The sequence below is a fragment of the Pseudomonas sp. LAMO17WK12:I10 genome, from assembly GCF_900215185.1.
Classification (GTDB): domain Bacteria; phylum Pseudomonadota; class Gammaproteobacteria; order Pseudomonadales; family Pseudomonadaceae; genus Aquipseudomonas; species Aquipseudomonas chlororaphis.
The window spans coordinates 17,891-42,239 of record NZ_OBDX01000043.1; the positions used below are offsets into that span (position 1 = coordinate 17,891).

The 24,349-nt window shown below is 64.1% G+C and carries 18 protein-coding genes and 1 pseudogene; 12 read left to right on the top strand and 7 right to left on the bottom strand.

Annotated elements, in window-relative coordinates:
- Positions 1 to 64: 64 nt before the first annotated feature.
- The 4 genes from CRO75_RS30165 to tssA all read right to left on the bottom strand — a co-directional run bounded on the left by CRO75_RS30165 (position 65) and on the right by tssA (position 3,778).
- The gene (locus CRO75_RS30165) at positions 65 to 553 is read right to left on the bottom strand and encodes a type VI secretion system tube protein Hcp (RefSeq protein WP_009044340.1); all 489 of its coding nucleotides are present in this window, start codon (positions 551 to 553) and stop codon (positions 65 to 67) included.
- Between the two features lie 97 nt (positions 554 to 650).
- The gene (gene tssC, locus CRO75_RS30170) at positions 651 to 2,144 is read right to left on the bottom strand and encodes a type VI secretion system contractile sheath large subunit (RefSeq protein WP_053261652.1); all 1,494 of its coding nucleotides are present in this window, start codon (positions 2,142 to 2,144) and stop codon (positions 651 to 653) included.
- Positions 2,145 to 2,159: 15 nt separating this feature from the next.
- Positions 2,160 to 2,675 (bottom strand): type VI secretion system contractile sheath small subunit, encoded by a 516-nt coding sequence (gene tssB / locus CRO75_RS30175; RefSeq protein ID WP_009049566.1) that lies wholly within the window; start codon positions 2,673 to 2,675, stop codon positions 2,160 to 2,162.
- Between the two features lie 65 nt (positions 2,676 to 2,740).
- Entirely contained in the window at positions 2,741 to 3,778 is a 1,038-nt protein-coding gene (gene tssA, locus CRO75_RS30180; protein ID WP_239990679.1) for a type VI secretion system protein TssA, read from the bottom strand.
- Between the two features lie 366 nt (positions 3,779 to 4,144).
- Here tssA and tagH point away from each other — a divergent pair, with 366 nt between their 5' ends.
- From tagH to tagQ, 12 genes are all read left to right on the top strand, one after another.
- Positions 4,145 to 5,557, top strand: a complete 1,413-nt coding sequence (gene tagH / locus CRO75_RS30185) for a type VI secretion system-associated FHA domain protein TagH (protein WP_097140195.1) — start codon at positions 4,145 to 4,147, stop codon at positions 5,555 to 5,557.
- 107 nt (positions 5,558 to 5,664) lie between these two features.
- A complete protein-coding gene (gene tssJ / locus CRO75_RS30190) occupies positions 5,665 to 6,135 on the top strand; it encodes a type VI secretion system lipoprotein TssJ (protein ID WP_097140197.1) in 471 nt (156 codons plus the stop codon).
- 21 nt (positions 6,136 to 6,156) lie between these two features.
- Positions 6,157 to 7,491 (top strand): type VI secretion system baseplate subunit TssK, encoded by a 1,335-nt coding sequence (gene tssK, locus CRO75_RS30195; RefSeq protein WP_009044334.1) that lies wholly within the window; start codon positions 6,157 to 6,159, stop codon positions 7,489 to 7,491.
- Between the two features lie 6 nt (positions 7,492 to 7,497).
- Positions 7,498 to 8,865: a DotU family type VI secretion system protein gene (locus CRO75_RS30200; RefSeq protein ID WP_097140199.1), complete on the top strand. Its 1,368-nt coding sequence runs from the start codon at positions 7,498 to 7,500 to the stop codon at positions 8,863 to 8,865.
- Positions 8,862 to 12,374, top strand: a complete 3,513-nt coding sequence (tssM, locus tag CRO75_RS30205; protein WP_097140200.1) for a type VI secretion system membrane subunit TssM — start codon at positions 8,862 to 8,864, stop codon at positions 12,372 to 12,374. The genes CRO75_RS30200 and tssM overlap by 4 nt, the downstream gene beginning before the upstream one ends.
- Entirely contained in the window at positions 12,371 to 13,063 is a 693-nt protein-coding gene (gene tagF / locus CRO75_RS30210) for a type VI secretion system-associated protein TagF (RefSeq protein ID WP_097140202.1), read from the top strand. Before tssM ends, tagF begins: the two co-directional genes overlap by 4 nt.
- A 34-nt stretch (positions 13,064 to 13,097) precedes the next feature.
- Complete coding sequence (locus CRO75_RS30215; protein ID WP_097140204.1) at positions 13,098 to 13,823, top strand: PP2C family serine/threonine-protein phosphatase; 726 nt, start codon at positions 13,098 to 13,100, stop codon at positions 13,821 to 13,823.
- A 28-nt stretch (positions 13,824 to 13,851) separates the two neighbouring features.
- Complete coding sequence (locus CRO75_RS30220) at positions 13,852 to 16,917, top strand: serine/threonine-protein kinase (RefSeq protein ID WP_097140206.1); 3,066 nt, start codon at positions 13,852 to 13,854, stop codon at positions 16,915 to 16,917.
- Positions 16,917 to 17,633, top strand: coding sequence for an ABC transporter ATP-binding protein (locus CRO75_RS30225; protein WP_097140208.1), 717 nt, complete (start codon positions 16,917 to 16,919; stop codon positions 17,631 to 17,633). Before CRO75_RS30220 ends, CRO75_RS30225 begins: the two co-directional genes overlap by 1 nt.
- Positions 17,633 to 18,820, top strand: coding sequence for an FtsX-like permease family protein (locus tag CRO75_RS30230; protein ID WP_097140210.1), 1,188 nt, complete (start codon positions 17,633 to 17,635; stop codon positions 18,818 to 18,820). The genes CRO75_RS30225 and CRO75_RS30230 overlap by 1 nt, the downstream gene beginning before the upstream one ends.
- Before the next feature lie 73 nt (positions 18,821 to 18,893).
- Positions 18,894 to 20,558, top strand: coding sequence for an SUMF1/EgtB/PvdO family nonheme iron enzyme (locus tag CRO75_RS30235; RefSeq protein ID WP_177409814.1), 1,665 nt, complete (start codon positions 18,894 to 18,896; stop codon positions 20,556 to 20,558).
- 145 nt (positions 20,559 to 20,703) lie between these two features.
- Positions 20,704 to 21,645 carry a type VI secretion system-associated lipoprotein TagQ gene (gene tagQ, locus CRO75_RS30240; RefSeq protein ID WP_097140215.1) on the top strand — a complete coding sequence of 314 codons (942 nt, stop codon included), beginning with the start codon at positions 20,704 to 20,706 and terminating at the stop codon, positions 21,643 to 21,645.
- Between the two features lie 366 nt (positions 21,646 to 22,011).
- Here the strand turns inward: tagQ and CRO75_RS30245 are convergent, their stop codons facing one another.
- The 3 genes and pseudogenes from CRO75_RS30245 to CRO75_RS32445 all read right to left on the bottom strand — a co-directional run.
- A complete protein-coding gene (locus tag CRO75_RS30245) occupies positions 22,012 to 22,968 on the bottom strand; it encodes a TauD/TfdA family dioxygenase (RefSeq protein WP_097140217.1) in 957 nt (318 codons plus the stop codon).
- A 30-nt stretch (positions 22,969 to 22,998) separates the two neighbouring features.
- Positions 22,999 to 23,736: a TSUP family transporter gene (locus tag CRO75_RS30250; protein ID WP_085530551.1), complete on the bottom strand. Its 738-nt coding sequence runs from the start codon at positions 23,734 to 23,736 to the stop codon at positions 22,999 to 23,001.
- Positions 23,737 to 24,258: 522 nt separating this feature from the next.
- Positions 24,259 to 24,349, bottom strand: a pseudogene (locus CRO75_RS32445) (IS5/IS1182 family transposase); the annotation flags it as partial.

The following is a 24,349-nucleotide window of genomic DNA, read 5'->3' on the forward strand; positions in this document are numbered from 1 at the left end:
CTGTTGCGTCGTGGCCCCTGGTACAAGCCGAGCACCCTGCGGCAGGGCAGCAGGGTGGCTGGCGTCACACCTTGACGTTTTGGCGGATATTCCAGCCGTACTTGACCGGGCCGCCGTCCTTGGAACCGTCCTGCTTCTGCGGTTGGTAGTCGACCAGCACCTGGCCGAAATTCAGCGCGATGTTTTCGGTCAGGCGATCCGCGCCGCCGCTGCCGCCGGTGCCGATCGAGGACACCAGGACCTCCTTGAGGGTGATGGTCAGGTACTCGACCGGATCGTCGCCGCCGGCCTTGCGCACCGTCAGCTTGGCCTCGTCGTAATGCTTGCCGCTGGAGCAGGCCATCATCAGGTTGGGGGAGGATTTATCCACCCACTTGGTCAGCGTCAGGTCGTGGATATTGACCTTCCCGGCACCGCCGCCACCGCCCACATGCATGTTGCCGGACTGGGCCATGGCCCAGCTCCAGGAGAGCACGTCGATCTCCTCCTTGTGGTTCTTGTCCTGGGACTCGCCCTTGACGTCGCCGATCTTGATAAACATATCAACAGCCATCATGCCTCCTTAAGTGGTTTGCACCACTGTGTGCCAGTGATTCGCCACGCTGCGTCGCAGGGCACCCGCCACCACGGCGAATGCCTCCTGAGATGAATCAAACCGCCTTGGCGGACGGAAGTTTGGATACCAGCCGCAGCGATACCGTGAGCCCTTCGAGTTGGTAGTGCGGGCGCAGGTAGAACTTGGAGCTGTAGTAACCGGGGTTGCCCTCGATCTCCTCGACCACCACCTCCGCCGCGGCCAAGGGGTGCTGCGCCTTGGTGGTTTCGGTGGAGTGGGCCGGGTCGCCGTCCACGTAATTGAGAATCCAGTTCTGCAGCCAGCGCTGCATGTCGTCCTTTTCCTTGAACGAGCCGATCTTGTCGCGAACGATGCACTTCAGGTAATGGGCGAAGCGGCAGGTGGCGAACAGGTAGGGCAGGCGTGCCGCCAGGTTGGCGTTGGCGGTGGCGTCGGGGTCGTCATACTCGGCCGGCTTCTGCAACGACTGGGCGCCGATGAAGGCAGCGAGGTCGGTGTTCTTCTTGTGTAGCAGCGGCATGAAACCGTTCTTCGCCAGCTCCGCCTCGCGCCGATCGGCGATGGCGATTTCGGTCGGGCACTTCATGTCCACCCCACCGTCGTCGGTCGGGAAGGTGTGTGTCGGCAGGTTCGGCACCTCGCCGCCGGACTCCACGCCGCGAATCCGCGAGCACCAGCCATAGAGCTTGAACGAGCGGTTGATGTTCGCCGCCATGGCATAGGCCGAGTTGGCCCAGGTGTACTTGGAACTGTCGGCGCCGTTGGTTTCCTCTTCGAAGGCGAAGGCGTCCACCGGGTCGGTCTTGGCGCCGTAGGGCAGGCGGGCGAGGAAACGCGGCATGGTCAGGCCGATGTAGCGCGAGTCCTCGGAGTCGCGCAGCGAACGCCAGGCAGCGTATTCCGGCGTGGTGAAGATCTTGGTCAGGTCGCGCGGGTTGGACAGCTCCTGCCAGGAGCCCATGCCCATCACCGTCGGCGAGGCCGCGCTAATGAAGGGCGCATGCATCGCCGCGCAGACCTTGGCCAGCTCGCCGAGCAGCTCGACGTCCGGTGACGACTGATCGAAGTAGTAATCGCCCACCAGGCAGCCGAACGGCTCGCCGCCGAACTGGCCGTATTCCTCTTCGTACATTTTCTTGAAGATCGGGCTCTGGTCCCAGGCGGTGCCCTTGAACTTCTTCAGGGTCTTGTGCAGGTCGCCCTTGGCGATGCTCATCACGCGGATCTTCAGCTGCTCGTCGGTTTCCGTGTTGTTGACCAGGTAGCTCAAGCCGCGCCAGGCGCTTTCCAGTTGCTGGAAGTCGGCGTGATGCATGATCAGGTTGACCTGCGCGGTGAGCTTGGCGTCGATCGCGGCGATGATCGATTCGATGGATTTTATCGCGTCGTTGGAGATTAGCTCGGTCTTGCTCAGGGCCTGTTCGGCCAGGGTGCGCACGGCGCTTTCCACCGCCTCGCGGGCGTGCTCGGTCTTGGGTTTGAACTCTTGCAGGAGCAAGGCGGCGAAGTCGCTCGGTGCGGTCGCGGCGTCTGCCTGGGCCTGCGGGTCTTTCATCAATTCGGCCATGGTCTGCGTCCTCTGTCAGGCTTGCGGCTCGGGTTCGGTCGGTTTCGGCGCACTGGCTAACGCCTGCAACAGGGCCGGGTCCTTGATCGCCTTCATGATCATGTCCTCGGCGCCGGTCTTGCCGTCCATGTAGGTCAGCAGATTGGCCAGCTGGGTGCGGGCTTCGAGCAGTTGGTTGAGGGCATCGACCTTGCGCGCCACCGCGGCCGGGCTGAAGTCGTCCATGCTCTCGAACGTGATGTCCAGGCTCAGGTTGCCTTCACCGGTCAGGGCATTGGGCACGTTGAACGCCACCCGCGGTTTCATGGCCTTGAGCCGCGAGTCGAAGTTGTCGACATCGATCTCCAGGAACTTGCGGTCGGCCACCGCCGGCAGCGGCTCGGCAGGCTTGCCGACAAGGTCGGCCATCACCCCCATGACGAAGGGCAACTGCACCTTCTTCTCCGCGCCGTAAAGCTCTACGTCGTACTCGATCTGCACCCGGGGAGCACGGTTACGGGCGATGAATTTCTGGCTGCTGGTGTTAGCCATTTTTCCTCCTGCGCTGCCTATGCGGCTGTGTTGGATGGGCGTCGGTTAAAGCGTTTTCACTCGGACTATTCACCCTCGGGCCCGCGCAATTTTTCGAACTGGGAAAAGCCGTCCGGAATCAGGTTGCTCACGATGGTGGCGAAATCGGCGCTGACCAGTCTCTTGGCGCGGCTCAGGAGCACCGGCACGGGGCTTGAGGGCTCGTGCCTGGCGTAATAACCGAGGATCCGGTCGAGGCTGCGCAGCACATCGTCACGGCTGCCGATCTCGCCGGCGATGCGCGGCGCGGCGGCGCCGGGGGCCGGGGACATGGCGGTATCGACAGGCTCGCCGGCCTGCGCGACAGCGCCGGAAACGCCTGGCTGAGGGGCGTGCTCGGCGATGATTTGCACGGCATGCCGAAGCAGTTGCTTGATCGTGCCCAGGTCCGCGCCGTGGGTGGAACCGACCCGTTCGTTGACCTCGCGCTCTATGCTCAACAGCGTGCCATGGGCATCGTTCAGGGCGGCGCGGCAGGCCTCGAGCTGTTCGCCCGCGCAGTCCTGAAAGGCCGCGCCGAGCTGGTCCGGGCTGAGGCTTTCACTGGCGAAGCGCTGCAAGCCCGCGGCATTCAGCGCGGCCCGCAGGCCGATGCTGCCAAATGCCCGCGAGCTGATCAGCGGCATGCCCCAGAGCAGGCGAATGACCGGCTCGGCGTTGAGGCCGGCGAGGGCGTTGATCCGAAAGGTGGGGTCATTGTTATCTTCTGCATCCAGCTTGGGATGCAGGTCATCCCAATACTGCGCGAGCAGTTGCTGGATCAGCTGTAGCCCTTGCACCAGGCCGGGTAAGCCTTGCAGGGCAATGGCGCTTTGCAGGAAGTAGTTGGCGATGCGCAGGTCTTTGCTGCGCGTGAACAGCTCGACGCAGAGGTCGCGGACCTGGCGCCATTCCGGCGGTGCTGCGGCTAACACGGCATCGCCCATCTGCCGTTCGGGTTGGCCTTGCGCCGCGCGTTCAAGCTCGAGAAAGGCGGCGTCGTACTCGAGGTCGCCGCCACAGGGGGAGTCGGGGGAAATGGTTTCCAACAAGCGCTGTACATCCACCACGGACGTGATCTCCATATCGGCCCGGCAATCGGCGCCCGGTCAGGGTGAGCGCACGATTAAATCCCTTTTCCTGCAAATAAGTGCTCTATCCAGAGCCACTGTCTGGCGTCATTTCTTAATTCAACAATTGACCTGAAGTTTTAGCCCAGTTCAATTGTTGTCAAGAAACTCTCCGACCAGTGGAGGAACACTGTGGTGTTTGAAGATAGGCGGTTGGAGGCGGTTTTTTTAGTTTCTTTTGTTATAGGGGTTATTTGAAAAAAGCGAATATAAGCGCAGGAACTTTGAGGGCACGGAAATCTTTTAGGGGGCTATACTCGCTTTGCACTCGCTGGCATGCCCGAGCTGTTGTTATTGAGCAATACCGTACAAGGAGTTCCAATGCCGCTGCGTTTGACAATCACCAGTTATCACAAGCTGACTCCTGGCCAACGCGCGGAGTTCGAGCTTGATCGCGGTGAGCTGAAAATCGGTCGCAACCCCGAGAACGACTGGATACTTCCAGACCCCGAGCGCCTGGTGTCCGGCCAGCATTGCGTCATTCAACTGCGTGACGGCACCTACTACCTGACCGACACCAGCACCAATGGCGTACAGCTGGTGAATGCCGGCGTGCGCATGCACCGCGGCAACAGCGAACCCTTGCGCGACGGCGAACTGCTGCGCGTCGGCGAGTACGACATCCTGGTGCAGATCAACGGCGCGCCACAAATCGCCAACGGCGCACCCGGGATGAGCGATCCCTTTACCGGCTTCGATGCGCTGATCAAGCGCCAGGCGCCGGGCGAGATGCCCGGCGCCGCGGCGCCGCCCCCCGGCAGGGTGCAGATCCACGCGGGCGGTTCGCCCCTGGACACCAAGCCTGACCTGTTCGATTTTCTCGCGTCCCCGGCCGTCCCCCCTCCTGCCCTGGCCGACCACGTGCCGTCCGAACGCCATGATTTTCGCCCGCCTGAGCCACAACGCCCGAGCACCCCTGCGGCCCGCGAAACCGGCGCGGCACCGGCGATTCCGGCGGATTGGGACCCCTTCACTGAACTGGGGGCGGGCCCGGCGCCGGTGGCGCCGGCCACTGTGCAAGCCACCGCGCAGGCCCAGCCGCAACCATTGCCAGAGGTATCGGAGAACAGGGCCGGCAGCGCACCCGAACCGGCCGTGCAACGGGCCGCGGTTGCCCCTCCGGCGCCGGCAGTCGGGGGCGACAATGAGGAGGGACTGGAAGCCTTTCTCAGGGGCGCGGGGCTCGAGCACTTGCGTATCGACAGAGGCGAAACCCGCGCGCAAATGGAGGCCATCGGCCGCAGCTACCGGCATATGGTCGAGGGGTTGATCGAGGTGCTGCGCGCCCGTGCCAGCCTCAAGGGTGAGTTCCGCATGGCCCAGACCATGATCCGCCCGGTGGAGAACAACCCCCTCAAGTTCGCCCCCAATGTCGATGAGGCGCTGCTGTTATTGCTGCGTTCCGGCAACCAGGCCTTCATGCCGGCCGACCAGGCGATCAAGGAAAGCTTCGACGACCTGAAAGCGCATCAACTGGCCGTCATGGCGGGTGTACAAGCCTCGATCCAACACCTGCTCAAGCGTTTTCAGCCAGCGGTACTGGAAGCGCGTTTAAGTCAACCTTCGGCTATTGGCGCTTTGCTGCCCGGTAGACGTCAAGCGCAATACTGGGAGTTGTTCACGGAACTCTATGCGAGCATTTCCAGGGAGGCCGAAGATGATTTCGAGGATTTGTTCGGGCGCGAATTCAGTCGTGCCTATGAAGAACAAAATACCAAGTTGCGAAAAGGCTGAGCGCCATCGGTTAGTTGGATAAAGGCTAATGGCTATTAAATAGTGAGTTGATCTTGTTTGGCGATCGGTAGTTTCGATTTGGAATAACAAACGTCATGGAGGACGACATGCCAAAGTTCTTGTTGTTCGCAACAGTACTACTGCTGACTGCCTGTGCTTCGAGTCCGCCGCCGCCCGCTGCGCCTACTGTCGTTGTCATGCATATCCAGGCTGCTGCCGATCTGAATCTTTCGGCGGGCGGCCAGGCGACGCCGGTGCGGGTACGTTTGTATGAGTTGAAGAGCGGTGGAGCTTTCAGTCGCGCCGACTATTTCTCCCTGGTGAATGCCAGCGGCGCGACCTTGTCCGCGGACCTGGTGGCGCAGGACGAGTTGCTGGTCCAGCCGGGTCAACAGCTGACCCTGGAGCGCACGCTCGACGAGCAGAGCCGTTTGCTCGGCCTGGTGGTGTCCTACCGTGAACTGGACAGCGCCGTGTGGCGCCAGATGGTCAATATCCCGAGCCATGAAACCACGCCATTGACGGTTTCCCTGAAAGCCAGGGCGATCAGCGCGGCAGCCACGAAACCTGCGAATTAGTCCTGTCGAGGAAGCCAGTCCATGTCCTGGAATAACCGTGTGGTGTGGTCCGAAGGAATGTTTCTGCGGCCGCAGCATCTCCAGCAACATGATCGCTACATGGAAGCCCTGATCGATGGCCGTTGCCGCCCGTTGAGCGCCGGGGGGTGGGGGTTCTCCGAGCTGCGCATCGACGAGTCCCTGCTCGGCCAGGGCAAGGTGGCGATTGTCAGCGCGCGCGGGGTGCTACCCGATGGCACGCCTTTCGACATTCCCGGCGACGATCTGCCGCCGCCGCCACTGAACGTCAACGACAATTTGCGCGATGCGCAGGTCTTCCTGGGTTTGCCGCTCAAGCGGGCCGGCAGCCGCGACACCGTGGGGGAGGGCGAAGCTCCGGGCGGTGCGCGCTACATCAGCCAGGTGCGGGAAGTGCGCGATGACAACGCCGCCTTCGAGAGCCGGGCGTCGCTGGCGATCGGCGGCAAAGCCCTGCGCCTGCTGACCGAGCGCGACGGCCTCGGCGAATATGCCTGCCTCGGTTTGCTGCGGGTGCTGGAAAAACGTGCGGACAATGCCGTGCAACTGGACGACGACTATATTGCGCCGCTGCTCGATGTGGCCGCCTCCAGCGTGCTGGCGGCCTTTCGCAGCGAGCTGCAAGGGTTGTTGCACCAGCGCGGCGAGGCCCTGGCAGGAAGAGTGGTGGCCTCGGGGGCCGGCGGCGCCTCGGAGATCGCCGACTTTCTGCTGCTGCAACTGGTCAATCGCGCCGAGCCCTTGCTCAGCCACCTGGCCCGGTTGAGCCCCTTGCATCCGCAGGACTTCTATCGCGAGGCGGTCTGCCTGGCGGGGGAATTCGCCACCTTTTCCGCTGCCGGGCGTCGCCCCAGCGACTACCCGGCCTATGCCCACGACGACCTGGCGAGCAGCTTCGCCCCGGTGATGCATGATCTGCGGCAAGCGTTGTCGATGGTCATCGATACCCGCGCCACGCCGATTCCGATCATCGAGAAGTCCTATGGCGTGCATGTGGCGATGCTGGCCGACAAGAGCTTGCTGGAGATGGCCAGCTTCGTCCTGGTGGTGCGGGCCGAGGTGCCGGCCGAAACCCTGCGCACGCATTTCCCCCAGCAGGCCAAGATCGGTTCGGTGGAACACATCCGCGACCTGGTCAATCTGCAGTTGCCCGGCATCGCCTTGCTGTCCATGCCCGTGGCGCCGCGGCAAATTCCCTATCACGCCGGTTCAAGCTATTTCGAACTGGACCGTGGCAGCGAACACTGGAAACAGCTGGCCAATTCAGGGGGCTTCGCCTTTCACATTGCCGGCCAGTTCCCGGGCCTGAACCTGGCCTTCTGGGCCATTCGAGGATAGTTCGTCATGCACCCGATCGATGATCCCTTCGGCAGCTCTGGCATAGGCGGCACTTCAGGCGGCGCCTCGCCGGGCGGCAACGACCATACCCTGATCATGCCGCGGCCCGGCGGGCGCTCCGTCGATGCCTCTGCCCCAAGGAAGGATGGCGCCAGCGCCGCCGATCCGCACATTGCGATGCCGGGCGCGCCGGTGGCGAGCAGCCTGGCCCAGGGCCTCAACCCGCTGGAGCGGGCGGCCGGCCCGATACTGGCGTTGCTGACCCGCTTGCGCAGCACCCTCGCTCACCCGCAACCGGCCAGCCTGCGCGCCCAGTTGCTGGCCTATCTGCGCCAGTTCGAGGAGCAGGCGCGCGCCGCCGGCGTCGCCCAGGATGAGGTGATGCTCAGCCGTTATGTGCTCTGTACCGCGCTGGACGAAGCGGTCCTCAGCACCCCCTGGGGCAGTACCAGCGACTGGGGCAAGCAGAGCCTGCTAATCACCCTGCACAACGAAGCCTGGGGCGGCGAAAAAGTCTTCCAGCTGCTCGAACACTGTCTGCAGAACCCGCAGCAGCGCCTGCACATTCTCGAGCTGCTGTACCTCTGTATCTGCCTGGGCTTCGAGGGCCGTTACCGGGTCATGAATGACGGCCGCAGCCAGCTGGAGGCCTTGCGCGAACGCACCAGCGCGACCATTCGCAGCGTGCGCGGCGAATTCGAGCGCGAGCTGTCGCCGCATTGGCGGGGGCTCAGCGTGGTACGCGATCGCTTGTCGCAGTTCCTGCCGCCCTGGGTTGGCGTAGCCATTTGCCTGGCCGTGCTGTTGCTGCTGCTGTTCGGCTTGCGCCTGAAGCTGGCGGCCGACGCCGAGCCGGTGTTTCGCAATATCCACGCCCTGGGCGAGATCCCGGTGCAAACCATCGACCGTCCACCGCAGCAGCCCAGGCTGATCGAACGCCCGCGCCTGGCGCGCTTCCTCGCCGAGGACATCAAGGCCCAGCGCGTTGCCGTGGAGGATGCGCTGGATCGCTCGGTGGTGACCATCCGTGGCGACGAGTTGTTCGCCTCGGGCAGCGCGAGCATTTCCGAGCAGTTGCAGCCCTTGCTGCTGCGCGTCGCCGATGCCCTGCGCCAGATCAAGGGCACGGTGCAGGTCACCGGGCACAGCGATAACCGACCGATCGCCACCTTGCGCTACCCCTCGAACTGGAAGCTGTCGCAGGATCGCGCGCAGCAAGTGATGGAGATCCTCGCCGCCCGCAGCGGGCAACCCGAGCGTTTCACCGCCGAAGGGCGCAGCGACGCGGAACCGGTCGCCTCCAATGACAGCGCCGCCGGACGCGCCAGGAACAGGCGTGTGGAGATCACCGTGCTAGCGGAGGGCAACCAGTGAAGGCCTTTATCAATTTCCTGGTGCGCTGGGTGGTGCCGCTGCTTGGCCTGCTCGCCCTGAGCCTGGTGATCTGGTTCCTCGGTCCGCTGATCATCGTCGCGGCCTATGAACCCCTGGCCCCGGCGGCCGTACGCTGGGCGCTGATCGGCCTGTTGTTCCTGGCCTGGATCGGGGTGCGCGTATTGCGCATCGTCCAGGCCCGGCGCAACGCCGCCAAGGTCATGCAGGGCCTGGCGGCGGTAGCGCCGGATGCGGCCAGCGTCGCCACCGCCGAAGAGCTGGCGGCCCTCAAGCAACGCATGGACGAAGCGCTGCTATTGCTCAAGCGCAGCAAGCTCGGCGGTAACGAGCGGCGCAACCTTTACGAGCTGCCCTGGTACGTGATCATCGGCCCGCCGGGCTCGGGCAAGACCACCGCGCTGGTCAATTCCGGGATGCACTTTCCGCTGGCCGAACAGATGGGCAGTGGGGCGATCCGCGGAGTCGGCGGTACGCGCAACTGCGACTGGTGGTTCACCGACGAAGCGGTGCTGCTGGACACCGCCGGGCGCTACACCACCCAGGACAGCCATGCGGCGGTGGACAAGGCGGCCTGGCTGGGCTTTCTCGACCTGTTGAAGAACCAGCGCAAGCGCCGGCCGATCGATGGCGTCTTCGTCGCCATCAGCCTGTCCGACCTGCTATTGGGCAGCGAGGCCGAGCGTAGCGCCCATGCCCGGGCCATCCGCACGCGGGTACAGGAGTTGTATAGCCAGCTGGGTGTGCGCTTCCCGATCTACGTGATGCTTACCAAGTTCGACCTGGTGCCGGGGTTCATGGAGTTCTTCGACGCGCTGAGCAAGGAAGAGCGCGCGCAGGTCTGGGGCGTCACCTTTGCCCTGGACGATGGCAAGAGTCCCCAAGGCCCGCTGGCTCGTTTCGACGAGGAATTCACCGCCCTCGAGGCGCGTCTTACCGAGCGCTTGGTCGAGCGCCTGCAACAGGAGCGCGACCCCAACCGACGCGATCTGATCTACGCCTTCATCCAGCAGTTCGCGGCGTTGCGTCACAACCTGTCGTCCTTCCTCGAGGGGGTATTCAAGCCCAATCCCTATGAAGAACGGGCGCTGTTGCGCGGGCTGTACTTCACCAGCGGCACCCAGGAAGGCAGCCCCATCGACCGTCTGATCGGCAGCATGGCGCAGAGCATGAACCTGGATCGCCAGCACCTGGCGCGCCAGACCGGCACAGGCCGCAGTTACTTCATTACCCGCTTGTTCCGCGATGTCGCCTTCGGCGAGCGCGGCCTGGTCGGCAGCAACCCCAAGGTCGAGCGCCGGCATCGCTGGATCAATCGTGGCGTACTCGCCGCCAGTGCCTTGGTCTTGCTGACGGTGACGGCCCTCTGGGTCGCCAGCTACCGCGCCAACCAGGCCTATATCGCCGAGGTGGACGCGCGCCTGGCGCCGCTCAAGGGGCAGGTCGAATCGCTCAGCCCGGCGCAGCGCGAGGTCTTGGCCGTGCTGCCGCTGCTCAACGCCGTTCGCCATGTCGCCGACAATTCGCTGTCCTGGGCCGAAGGCTATGGCCTGTTCCAGGGCGACATGCTCGGCGCCAAAGCCGCCAGCGTGTACCGCAAGCTGCTGATCGCGGTGCTCGCGCCGCGTCTGCTGACCCGCATTGAGGAACAGTTGCGCAGCGGCGGCAACACCGAGTTTCTCTACGAAGGTCTCAAGGTCTACCTGATGCTGGCCAGCGCCGAGCACTATGACGCCGATGCCATCAAGACCTGGATCAACCTCGACTGGGACCACAGCCTGCCGCGCGACCTGGCCCCGGAGCAGCGGCTGGCCCTGGCCGAGCATCTCAATGCGCTGTTCGCCCACAAGCCACCGCCGGCGAGGCTGGATGAAGCGCTGCTGGCCGACCTGCGTCGGCAGTTGCAACAGATGTCCGTGGCGCAGCGGGTCTACAGTCGGGTGAAACGCCAGAAACTGCCCGAGGGCGTAGCGGATTTTCGCCTCAGCGAAGCGGCCGGGCGCGACGCCGCCCTGGTGTTCACGCGCAAGAGCGGCAAGCCGCTGAGCGATCCGTTGTCCGGTTTCTATACCTACCGTGGCTACCGCCAGGCATTCATGGTCGCCAGCCTCAGCCAGTCCGGCGCCCTGGCCGAGGAACAATGGGTACTCGGCCGGCCATTGAACGACAACCAGGATGTCGCCAGCCTGGCCTTGGAGGTGCGTGCCCTGTACTTCCAGGATTTCCTCAACCAATGGGAAACACTGCTCGGCGATCTCGACTTCGTCGCGATCAACGGCATCGCCCAGGCCGCCGATGTGCTGCGGGTGCTCTCCGGGCCAAACTCGCCACTGAAGAAACTGCTCGATGCAGTGGCCAAGGAAACCAACCTGCAACAAGAAGATCGCCTGCTGGCTGAGAAGCTCAAGGCCGCTGACGGCACCGTGGACAAACTCAAGCAGCAGCTCGGCTCGCTGGTCGGCCAAGCGGCCCAGGAAGATTCGCCGGCAGCCTCGCAGGTCGATCCCATCAGCGCGCGTTTCGCCGAGCTCAATAGCCTGGTGACCGCCCATGGGGATGGGCCCGCGCCGATCGACGATCTGCTGGCCCAGCTCAATGAGCTGTATGTGCAGGTCAGCGCCATGAGCGGCGCCAGCGGCGAGGCCCTGCTGGGCGAGGCGAAGAACCAGGCGGTGGCCACGGCATCGCGGGTCAAACTCGGCGCCGAGCGTCAGCCGCCACTGGTGCAGAAGCTGGTCAACTCGGTGGTCAGCGCCACCACCAGCAGCATGATGGGCAGCATCCGCACCCAGCTGAACGCGGCCTGGATCAGTGAGGTGGTGAATGTCTACCGCCAGTCCCTGGCTGGCCGTTACCCCATGGTCAACTCCAGTTCGCGGGAGGCCACCCTGGAGGACTTCGGCAATTTCTTCGGCGTGGGCGGGGTGATGGACAACTACTTTCGCAAGTACCTGCAAGCCTACGTCAACACCTCGACCAGCAACTGGCGCTGGCAGCCGGGCGCCGCGGAAAAACTCGGCATCGGCCCAGGCGTGTTGCAAACCTTCCAGCGCGCCGCGGCCATTCGCGATGCCTACTTCCGCGCCGGAGGCACCCAGCCGGCGGTACGCTTCGAACTCAAGCCGGTGGCCATGGATGCCTCCATCAGCCAGTTCCTGCTCGACCTGGACGGCCAGCAGCTCAGCTACGACCATGGCCCCAGCCGGCCGATGGCGATGCAATGGCCCAGCCCCAACAGCCTGGGGGTGGTGCGCCTGTCCGTCACGCCGCCCACCAGCGCCGGTCGTTCGGGACTGACCCTGGAGGGGCCCTGGGCCTGGTTTCGCTTGCTGGAACAGTCTGACCTGACCCAGGGCAACGCCCCGGACCGCTTCACCCTGCGCATGCGCGTCGACAGCGCCAGCATCTCCTGCGAGCTGCGCGCCAGCAGCGCGTTCAACCCGTTCAAGGGCCGGCTGTTGTCCGGCTTCAGCCTGCCGGAGCGCTTGTGAGCAGCCCGGGTTTCTACGGCAAGCTGGCCGGCCGCGGGGATTTCATCCACCGCGGCCTGTCGCCGACCTTTATCGAGCGCTGGGATGCCTGGCTCTCCGCCGGCATGGCCGCGAGCCAGGCGGCGCTGGGGGCGGCCTGGCTGGATGCTTACCTGGTCAGCCCGCTGTGGCGCTTTGCCGTGGCGCCGGGCCTGCTCGGCAGCGAGGCGGCGGTGGGGGTGATGATGCCCAGTGTCGACCGGGTCGGGCGCTACTTCCCGCTGACCATCGCGCTACAGCTGGAGGCCGAGACCGATCTGGGCGCGCTGGTGGCCGGCCCGGATGACTGGTTCGAGGCCGCCGAGGCCCTGTTGCTCTCGACCCTGGAGCCCGAGGCCGCTGTCGAGGCCTTCGAGGCCGCGGTGCCGGCCCTCGGTCGCCCGGTCTGTAGCACGCAGGTGCCGGGCATGCCGGGGCTGGAGGGGCAGATGCGTTTCGCCGCCACGACCGCGGCGGCGCGTGGGGCGGTGCTGATGCAGCACGCCTGCGAGGGCGCGAGCCTCTGGTGGGGCAAGGGCTCCGGACGGGTCGCCGCCGGCCTGCTGCGCTGCCAGGGGCTGTCGGCGGCGCAGGATTTCAGCGGTTTTCTGCTGGGCGAGGGCGGCTGCGCGGCGCTTGCGCAAACCGCGCAGTTCGATTTCGGGAGCTGATTTTGGGCATTAGGGACATTTCGGGAGCCAGGGCATGTCGTCAGCCGTAACGCGTTACGAATCCGCCAGCCACAGCCATGTCGGCATGGTGCGTCAGGTCAACGAGGACGCTTGCCTGGATGCGGTGCAAGCCGGCCTCTGGGTGGTGGCCGACGGCATGGGCGGGTATACGGCGGGCGATTTCGTCAGCAGCCTGATCGTCGATACGTTGCGCGCCATCCCGCCCGAGCCCTCCTTGGCGGCCTATGTCCAGGCGTTGCGGGCGGGGCTGGAGCAGGCCAACGCGGCGGTTCGCCAGGAAACCGCGCAGCGCGGTGTCGGCATCATGGGCAGCACCCTGGTGCTGCTCGCCGCCCGAGCAGACAAGGCCACCTGCCTGTGGGCCGGCGACAGCCGCCTGTATCGCCTGCGCGAGGGCCAGCTGGAGGTCATCAGCCACGACCACAGTTATGTCCAGGAGCTGCTGGACAACAGGCTGCTCAGCGAGGCCGAGGCGCGCGAGCACCCCATGGCCAACATCGTCACCCGCGCCGTGGGCACCCAGGACCGGCTGGAACTCTCGGCCGTGGACCTGGAGGTGCGTCCCGGCGACAGCTTCCTGCTGTGCAGCGACGGGCTGACCAAGACCGTCGAGGACCCTGAACTGCGCGACGTGCTGGGCAACGCGAGCCCCTATGAGGTGGTCCGCAGCCTGGTGCACCTGGGGCTGACCCGGGGCGCTCCCGACAACATCACGGCGGTAGTCGTCAATGCCCACTGAAAACGCATCAGCCGAAGAACGCTCGAGCATGGACATGGACATTCCCGGCTATGGGATCGAGCGCGAGCTGGGCGAGGGCGCCATGGCCACTGTCTACCTGGCGACCCAGCGCTCGCTGGAGCGCAAGGTGGCGCTCAAGGTCATGGCCGCCGCGCTGGCCGCCGACCGCAGCTTCTGCGAGCGCTTCCTGCGCGAGGGCAAGACCCTGGCGCGGCTTTCCCACCCGCACACCGTGACCATCTACGACATCGGCAATGTCGGCCACTTCTACTACATGGCCATGGAGTACCTGCCGAACGGGACGTTGAAGGAGCGGATTGCCGAGGGGCTCAGCCCGCAGCAGGGCCTGGTCTACCTGCGCCAGATCGCCCTGGCCCTGGGGTATGCCCATGCCCAGGGCTTGGTACACCGGGACGTCAAGCCGGCCAATATCCTGTTCCGCGCCAACGGTTCGGCGGTGCTCTCGGACTTCGGCATCGCCAAGTCCCTGGAGGACAGCACCCAGTTCACCCAGGCCGGTTTCGCCGTGGGCACGCCCAGCTACATGAGCCCCGAACAGGCCCGCGGCCAGCAGATCGACGGGCGCACCGACCTCTACGCCCTGGGGGTGGTGCTCTACGAGATACTCACCGGCAAGCTGCCCTATACCGGCAGCGACTCGCTGTCCACGGCCCTGGCCCACTTGACCGAGCCGCTGCCCGAACTGCCCATGACCCACGGCCGTTACCAGGGGATTCTGCGCAAGCTGCTGGCCAAGGATCCGGCCGAGCGTTTTGCCGATGCCGATGCCCTGATCGCCGCGCTGGACCATCTGCCGCCCGCCGGGCCGGCCGATGCCGAGGCGACGCAGTTGCGCCCATTGCCGTTGCCGCCCTCGGCGGCCGCCGGCCAATCCGCGACGACCGGCCTGGGCGGGCTGACGCCGGTGTCCCTGGACATGCCGCCGCTCGCTGCGCCAGAGCCGGAGCCCGCCGCCACGGCCAGACCCGAGCGGGCCGCAAGCCTCGGCGCACAGCCGCCGCCCGGGTCGCGCGGGCCGTTGTGGGCGCTGCTCGGTGTGGCTGTGGTCGGCGCACTGGCCCTGGCTGGCGGGGGCTACTGGTGGCTGCGCTCGGCGCCGCCGGCGGAGCCGCAAAACGGCCAGGTCGAGGCCAAAAAAACGCCGGCTGGCGATGAGCAGGGCTCGCCCGCCAAGACGGCCAGCGCAGCGCAACCGCCGCTGGCGACGAACGCCGATGGCGGCGACCGGCCGCTGCTGATGCCGGGCAAGAAAACCCTGTTCCAGCGCGTGCTGAGCAAGCCCGGCGCACAGGTGTCCGGCCAGCCCGGGGCGGCGCCCAGCGGTGCCGCGCTGCCGGCGTTCTCGGTGCTGTATGTCTATCAGCGCCAGGCGGTGGCGGGTGGCACCTGGCTGGAGGTTGGCGCCGCCAGCGATGGCCAGCGCGACGGCTGGTTGCCGGCCGAGCAGGTCAGCGACTGGAAGCAGAGCCTGGTGCTGAAGTTCACCGAGCGCTCCGGTCGTTCGCCGGTCATGTTCCTGCGCGAAGTAAGCACCCTCGAACGGTTCCTGGCTGACACGGCCCAGGCCCGTGCGGCCCTGCACAAGGCGCAGAACGAAGGCAGCGTGGACCCGCAGATCGTCGCTCTGGAGCCTGTGGCCAGCGCCATCCCCCAGGACCAGTTCTACCTGCTGCCGATTTTCGAGGCCCGCGAGAGTTTCGATGCCGACGGTCAGCCGGTGCAGCTGCTCAATGTGGCCTCCATCGACCCTGGCAATACGCCCCTGGGCAAGGCCGGGGGAGCGGCCAAGGCCGGCAGCGATGCCTTCCGCACGGCGATCGTGCTGGTGGTCGACACCTCGGTGTCGATGCAGCCCTACATCGACCGGGTGCGCCAGGTGGTGCAGGCATTGCACCGGCAGATCGCCAGCCGTGGCGACCTGGACAGCGTCAGCTTCGGCCTGGTGGGGTTTCGCAGCAATGTCGAGAAAACCCCGGGCCTGGAATATGTGGCGCAAACCCTGGTGAGCCTGAAGGAGGGCCGCGATCCACAGCGCTTCCTCGAGCTGGCTGGCCAGGTCAAGGCCGCCCAGGTGTCCAGCCATGCCTTCAATGAGGATGCCTTCGCCGGTGTGATGGCGGCGGTCGAAGGCATGGACTGGAGTCCCTATGCCGGGCGGCTGATCCTGCTGGTCACCGACGCTGGCGCCCTGCGCAAGAACGATCCGCTGGGGCGCACCCAGATGAACGAAGCCGAGGTGCGCGAAGCCGCCCTCAGCAAACAGATCAAGCTCTATGCGCTGCACTTGCGCACCGAGGCGGGCCGGAAAAACCATGACTTCGCCGAGCAGCAGTACCGCAGCCTGACGGCCGACGCCAACCCGCAGATCGGCGACCTGTACATTCCGGTGGCGGGCGGCGATGTCGGTCGCTTCGGCGACACGGTCGCCGAGATCGGCTCGGTATTCGCCGAACAGGTGCATCAGGCGCGCAACAACCAGGCGCCGAGCCTGCCGCCGCCACAGGGGGCGCCGAGCGTCGCGAGCAAGGCCACGGCCATCGGCTACGCCATGCAAATGGACTTTCTCGGTCGCCAGTCGGCGGTCCGTGCACCGCAGCTGATCACCGCCTGGACCTCCGACCATGACCTGACCAATCCCTCGCTGCCGGCCTTCCAGGTCTGCGTGCTGCTGACCAAGCTGCAGCTCAACGACCTGCAGCAGTCGCTGAAACTGATCGTCGATGCGGCCCGCCGTACCCAGACCTCACCCAAGGATTTCTTCCAGGAAATCGCCAGCGCCAGTGCCCACATGAGCCGCGACCCGACGCGGTTGAAGCAGGGCGGCAACCTGGTCGAAGGCGGCATCCTCGGCGAGTACCTGGACGGCCTGCCGTATCGCAGTAAATCGCTGACCATGACCCAGGACCTCTGGCTGTCCCTGAGCGTGGCCGAGCAGCAAGACTTCATCGACGAACTGGAGTCGAAGATCCGCCTGTACGAGACCTTCCACAACGACAGCGCCAACTGGGTCCGCTTCGGCGACGCCCAGCCGGGCGATGCACTGTATCGCGTTCCCCTGGCGACGCTGCCCTGATGCTCAAGCTCAGAGATATTCGCAAGACCCGCGGCGAGGGACCACAGCGCTACAGCCTGGTGGTGCCCCGGCTCGACTTGCGAGCGGGCCAGCGCCTGGCGCTGGTAGGCCCCAGCGGCAGCGGCAAGAGCACCCTGTTGGACCTGCTGGCTCTGGTGCTGTCGCCGGACCCGGGCGGCGTCTTCGAATGCCGCGCCGACGACCGTACGCTGGATGTCGCCGGGCTCTGGCGCAGTGGCCGCCAGGATGTGCTGGCCGGGCTGCGCAGCCGGGTCATGGGCTATGTGCTGCAGACGGGCGGGTTGCTGGGTTTTCTCGACGTGCAGCGCAACATCGGCTTGTCGCGGGCGCTGCTCGGCCTGCCGGCCGATGCCACGGTCAGGCGCCTGGCCGAGCAGCTGGAAATCGCCGACCAGTTGCACAAGCTGCCGGCGGCCCTGTCCGTGGGCCAGCGCCAGCGGGTGAGCATCGCCCGGGCCCTGGCCCATGGGCCGAGCATCGTGCTGGCGGACGAGCCCACCGCCTCGCTGGACCCGCTGAACGCCGAACGGGTCATGCAACTGCTGGTGGCCCAGGCCGAGGAGCGCGGCGTGTGCATCCTGGTCGCCACCCATGACGAGGCGCTGGCCCGGCGTGCCGGGTTGCAGCTGCATCCCTTGCAGGTGCAGCGCGGCGCGGATGGCGGGGTCACCGCGACCTTGGCGGGGGGTAGCTGATGCGGCTTGCCCTGATGGCCCTGCTGGCCTGGCACGACTACCGCGCCGAGGTGCGCCTGTCGGCTTGCGCGGTCCTGGCCCTGGTCGCCGTGCTCGCGCCTTTGCTGGTGCTGTTCGGCCTCAAGTTCGGCCTGGTCACCACCCTGACCGAACGCCTGGAGCGCGACCCCGCGGTGCGCGAAGTGGTGCCCATGGGCGGCGGGCGCTTCAGCGCCCAGGCCATCGCCGAGCTGGCCGCGCGTCCCGAAGTGGCCTTCGTCGTGCCGCGTACCCGACAGATCGCCGCGACCGCCGACCTCTATCCGGACGCGGCCGGCCAGGCGCTGACGGTCGAGATGATCCCCACCGCCGCGGGCGACCCGTTGGTGGCGCCGGCGCTGCTGCCCGATGCGCCGGACCAGGTCCTGCTCAGCCAGCGGGCGGCGGAGAAGCTCGGGGTCCAGGGCGGCGACGTGCTGAGCGCCGCGTTCGGCCGTCAGGTCGGCGGGCGCCAGGAATACCAGCGCACCCGCCTGCGGGTGCAGGGGGTCTTGCCACTCGCGGCCTTCCAGCGCGATGCGCTGTTCGCGCCCCTGGCCCTGCTGGAAGCCGCCGAAGATTACCGCGACGGCCTGGCCTGGCCTGGGTACCAGCCACAAGCGAGCACGGCGCGGGTGTATCCGGGGTTCCGTCTCTACGCCGCGGACCTGGACGGCGTGGAGCGCTTGCGTCTTTATTTCGCCAAGCGCGGGCTGGAGGTCGCGACCCAGGCCGACGCCATCGCCCAGGTGCGCTCCCTCAGCCACAACCTGACCCTGGTGTTCTGGGTCATCGCCAGCCTGGCCCTGGCCGGGGCCTTCGCGGCCATGACCGCCAGCGCCCTGGCCGCCGTCGAGCGCAAGCGCAGGGCCTTGTCGGTGTTGCGCCTGCTGGGTTTTTCGACAGGCGCCCTGATCGCTTTCGTCGTGCTGCAGGCGCTGTACACCGGGGTGTTCGGCCTGCTGCTGGCCTGGAGCTTGTACGGCATGGCCGAGACCGGGCTGAACCGGCTGTTCGCACCGGCGACAGGGGAGTTCGCCTGCCGGCTGCTGCCGACCCACTACCTGCTGGCCCTGCTGCTGACGCTGCTCTGCTGCCTGCTGGCGGCGGCCTCCGGTGGCTGGCGCGCGGCGCGGATCGAAGCCTCGGAAGGACTGCGCGATGTGTAACTGGCCGAGGGTTCTGGTCTGGCGGAGGGGCCTGGTCTGGCTGAAGGGCCTGGTCTGGCTGAGGGCTCTGGTCATGCTGGCGCTGGCCGGCGCGGCGCAGGCGCAGGACGCCCCGGCGGATAATCCGAAACCGCTGCCCGATGACCTCAGCCTGCCGCTGCCCTGCGAAGGCGAATTGGTGTTCCGCTACGTCTATGTCCTCGCCAAGGGCACCCTGGACGACCGTGAGGTCAATCTCGGCTATCCCTTCAGCGATGACGATCCGGGCTACCGGCAATCCTTCATCTCCGGTTATCGGCGCGACTACATCAACGGTCAGTTCGTCCTCGACGACCTGCCGGCCGACTGGCAAGCCAGAATCGCCCCGACCCTGCCCAAGAGCGAGGCCGACAGCCTGCTCAAGCCGATGTTCTATTTCGTCGGCAAGTACGAGGTCACCGAGCGCCAATATGCCCTGGTCATGGCCCAGGAGGCGGCATTGGCCGGACAGGGCGAGGCACCGGCCTGCGCCCCCATGAGCGACATGTCTGCGCGCTTGCCCAAGGTCAAGCTGTCGCGCCTCGAGGCCGAGCGCTTTGCCGCGGTGTACAGCGCCTGGTTGCTCAAGTACCACCGCGACCGGTTGCCGGTCAGCGGCCGCGGCAAAGCGGCCGAGGACGGCGGGATGGGCTTCGTCCGCCTGCCGACCGAAGTGGAGTGGGAATTCGCCGCCCGCGGTGGCCATGCGGTCAGCCGCCAGGCATTGGAGGCGCGCTTGTTTCCGCGCAAGGTGCAAGGCAGCGACAGCGATGGCCCGCTAGGGGACTGGGCGGTGTTCAGTCAGGTCGCCGGGGGCACGGGGCAGGGCGCGCGGCTGTTGCCGGTCGGGCTGAAAAAGCCCAATCCATTGGGACTGTTCGACGTGATCGGCAATGCCGCGGAGATGGTCCAGGAGTCCTTCCAACTGGTCCACGCCGGTCGCCGCCAGGGCAGTTACGGCGGCTTCGTGGTCAAGGGCGGCAACTACCTGGAAGGCGAGCTGACGCTGTTCACCGGCATGCGCCGGGAATACCCGCTGTTCGCCGCCGACGGCAGCGAACAGCGCAACGCCACCACCGGTTTCCGGGTGGCCCTGGGCGCGTTGTCGGCACCGCGCTCACGCTATGAGGAACTGTTCGAGCAGTGGCAGAAGGAAGGCCGCCTGGCGGGCCTGACCGATGAAATCGAGGCTGCCGAAGACCCGACCCAGTTACTGGACAGTCTCATCGCCAGCAGCACCGATCCGAACCTGCAGGCGCGCCTGGCGCGGGTGAACGAAGAGCTCAAGCGCAATGTGTCGCTGATCGCCCGGCAGCGCGAGGAGGCCGCAGGCAACCTGATCCAGTCGGCGGCCCTGGTGGCCGAGACGGTCAACAACTACAACATTCGCCTGACCAACCTGAAGAAGGATCGCGATCAGGCGCGGGCCGCCCAGGACGAAGCCACCGCCAAGCTCTATGAAACGGCCATCGCCAATGGGCGCAGTGCGCTCGAGGGCGCCCTGGCGATCTACATCGACAACCTGGCGACCGGAACGCGCTACACCGACGAGGTGATCCAGACGCAGTTCCAGCGGACCCGGGAAGAGCTCAATCACAAACCGGTGCTGGGAAAAAGCCTCATGGCCCGTGCCACGCTTTTCGTCAGGCACGTGGGGCAGTTTCGCCAGCAGCACCGAGCCGATCCGGAGACGATCCTGAAGGAGCTTCTTGGACCCTGAGCAGGGTGTCGGAACGGTCGTCGGTGGCGGCGAAGACCCGCTAGGCTGGATGTAGTGTCGGCAGGCTTGGCTCACGCTGGACGCAGCCCGCTCTGCGCGGAAGCCGAAAACGGAATTGACCCACAAAACAAGGAGAGACACGACCATGGATACTTCACTCAAGAACTGCGCTTCGATCCTGGCTCGTACCCTGCCGTTGCCGGGCATGGTCTGCTGCGCCCTACTGCTGGGCGGATGCGCGGGCTTCGGGGCTCCAAGCTCGAAGGTCGCGGCCCAAACCAAGGTCGAGTACTACCCGCAATGCTATGAGCCGGTCAGCCAGCTGCGCAGTTCCGACAAGTCGATGACCAAGTCGGTGGCCACCGGCGCCATTGCCGGTGGCCTGCTCGGCGGCCTGACCGGGGCCATGGTCGGCAATAGCGGCGATGCCGGCCGCAATGCCCTGATAGGCGCTGCCGCCGGGGCACTGGTCGGCGGCGCGACCGGCTACTACAGCGAACGCCAGAAGCAGATCAGCGACGACCGTGCGCGCATTGCTTCCTACGCCAGCGACTTCGACCAGAGTAGCGGCGAAATCGACCGTAGCATCAGCTACACCCGTACCGCGCAGAACTGCTACCAGCGTGAGTTCACCTCACTGCTCAATGCGCGCAAGGCGAAGAAGATCAGCGACAGCGAAGGGCGCCTGCGCTTGGCCGAGATCGTCAGCGGCCTGAAGGAAACCAATGCGCTGATGGCCGCCGTGGATGGGCGTGCCGGCGAGAGCATCGGTGTCTACACCCAGGCCTATGAGAAAGATCTGCAGACGGTCGGTGTGCAACGCCAGGACGTCGCTCAGGTGGCCGCCGTGAAATCTCCGGCCGCCACCGATAAGAAGGCGTCGACCCGCAAGAAGGCCGGCGCCAAGGCGGCGACGAAGACGAATGTGCCCAAGGAAGCCGTCACCACCGAGCGCACCTTGCAGCAAGCCACGGCCAAGCGTGCGGAAGGCCAGAAAGTCGCCGCTCGTGGCCAGACCATGGTCAACGACGTGTGCAGCAACCCCGACATGGGGGACTGGGCACCGCCTGCCTGCTCGAAAGCCTGATGCGGGAAAAGGGCCGCTTTCCAGGGGTTGGGTGAGCCGATTGGAAGCTCAATCTGTTTGACGATGGCGTCCTTGAGGTCCGGCGCGGCCAGCCCAGCAATGACTTTTTGGAGGTCGACGGGTTTGGGGGGAGGGGTGCCGTTTTTTTGATTGGGCGGCGGGTCACATCCACGGCGATGCTGGCTCCTGAGGGCATCGGGAGCACAGCATCCGGGATCAGACAGGTGCTTTGAATATGGGGTTCATGGGGCAGTCAGAACTTATCTGAAAACCATAAACCAGCATCCGCTTGGCACGCTAAAAGGAAGATGAAGGTTCTTTTGAAAGTATCAGTCAGGGGCGCTGTCAAGGTGACGTCAGTGGTCATTATTGCTCGACAGGCATATCAAGTTCGTCGTGAACTTTTAATAAGCGCCTGTTCGATTGACAGTGAATGCCGCAGGTGTATTCGATAAATGAATGCTCTGCATTTTCATGCCGGGCGATATTGTATTTCTGAAAAGGCAGCATGGCTCTACGCACCGGTGACTGATCCAGTATGTTCTTGAATGTGGCGCTTGAGTCATCAGCGATCCAGAGTCGTCTTACTTTTCTTTTCTGGTTGCCATCGATGAATTTGTGACGAGCGTGCAGGACTCTCAGGTTATCCATGACCAGAATATCCCCAGGTTCAAGGCTGATAGGGGTGATGTAATTCTCGTTGCTGGAGTAATGGTTCTGGATGTAGTTGAAAGCGGCGTTGGCCCATTCAGGAATGAAGGCGGTGCTGTCATACCTGTAGCGGATTCTTAATGTGTTGTCATTGATTTTTTCGAATACCGCGCAGTCTATGGACAACAAGTCGTCCCGGCAGTAGGTGACACTGCCGCTGGTCATCAATATCTTCAATGTGTCAGCATGATTTAAAAGCAGGTCATTGTAGATTTTCTGCCCGTCAACCAGGAAATTGTCTCCGCCAGACTCAGGCTTCGAAACACACTGGAGGATGACGAACTTGGGTGGCGTGATTTTTTTTGCCGTGCCATCTACATAGGCCATCCCATTCAAAAAAGACCCGTCGGTATGCGGGAAGAAATCGCTCGACAGTTCACCATGGTAATCATCCTTGAAGCTTTGCCAGTCCTTGTTTATTGGCTCGCCGCCGCCCACCACACCATGTTCATCGGACTTCGTATGGAACTGGATCAGTCCAAACTTGCCCGCCGTCTCTCTAAAGGCTTCGAGAGAGTGGTCTTGAGGCTTGATAACGCAATATCCATGTTCTTTAAGAAAAAGGGAGATTCCTTTGTTGTCAAAAAAATCAAACTTCTTGCTTATAGTCATTTTACACTCCTTGTCTTGATGGAAGAACTTTTACATGCCATTAAAAAAATGATCGAAGATCATTTTCAAACCAAAAAATGTCACCCCCGCTTTCAAAAGCATGGCGCCTACACGCTGCGATATACGGTCTCTGAGAAAGCCACCGAGGTATGAGCCGAGGGTGGATGCGGTAATCATGATTAATATGAGATTTGCGTAATCCATGAACGCAAAACCGGCAATAACAAAGGCCGCGACCTTCAACCCGTGCAGCACGCTCATTTGCATGGCGTGGGTTACGATCACTTCATTTTTATTAATATTCATCTTCATCAGGATGGGCTGTGATATCAAACCGGTTACAGCCACGAAAAGTGAAAGAAATGTTTGAAAGAAGCCCACGATCGCAAAGTTTTTAAATACAAAACCCAGGCGTGAGACGATCTTGGTCCAGGTGATTGCCAGAATAAAAAAGCCGAGGATCAGTGACAGATATTGTTCGGGGAATTTCCCGATGAAGAAATAGCCTATGAATGCTCCGACAAGACAGCCGATAACATATCTAGGCAGGATCTCTACTTTTGCACTCTTGTAGTCAAAGACGAATCTGCTGCCATTGCTCACCATTTGAATCAAACCGTGAACCGGTACAACCGCAGAGATAGGGATGAATTGAGGCATCACCGCAAGCAATCCAATCCCGCCGCCAACACCAATGGCTGCCGTCATGAATGAAGTGATAAAGCTGACGCCCACCAACAGATATAAGCCATCAGAGAGTTCGAGCATTATTGGTTCCTGTCCAGTTTTATTAAGGTTTAAACGTGCATCGCGATGCGTTGGCTTTTCACGGAGTTACTTATTTCTAGGCAAACGCCTATGAACGCTCTGGAATAATCAGGCGCTTCAAGGCGAACTCAGCCATTACTTATTTGCAGGTAATGAAATGATCGGAAATGCGTAGTCTGTCTGTTTCAGATTCCTGGCCACGGCGAGCTTTTGCTCTGTGGATGTTGCTTGGTTGCCAGCCGGATACTTTTTTCAACGCGACAAGGTTTCCGCCCCCTGTTCAAACGGGGCGTAAGTCTTACTGATGCGTGAGTATGGGGTTGGTGTGACAGGCCGTAGTCCAATCACTCTGTTCATGTCGGGAAGTCAGATCGTCATCGATACAAAGTTGATGGCGTGTTGCGTTGACTGACTTCCCTTGCGGGTGAAAATCTCCCTTATATCAATAGTCAACCCTTTCACCCGGGCGGTCTGCCGAGTCAAATGGCGGGGCCATGTTGTCGGCGAAACGATAAGCGTGTGCTAGGCAGTGTACGAAAAGTAATGTCGCAAACACCGCATGGTGCAAGCCAGTGAGACCATCGCCGCAAAACTTTTCGCCAGCTTGTCGTAG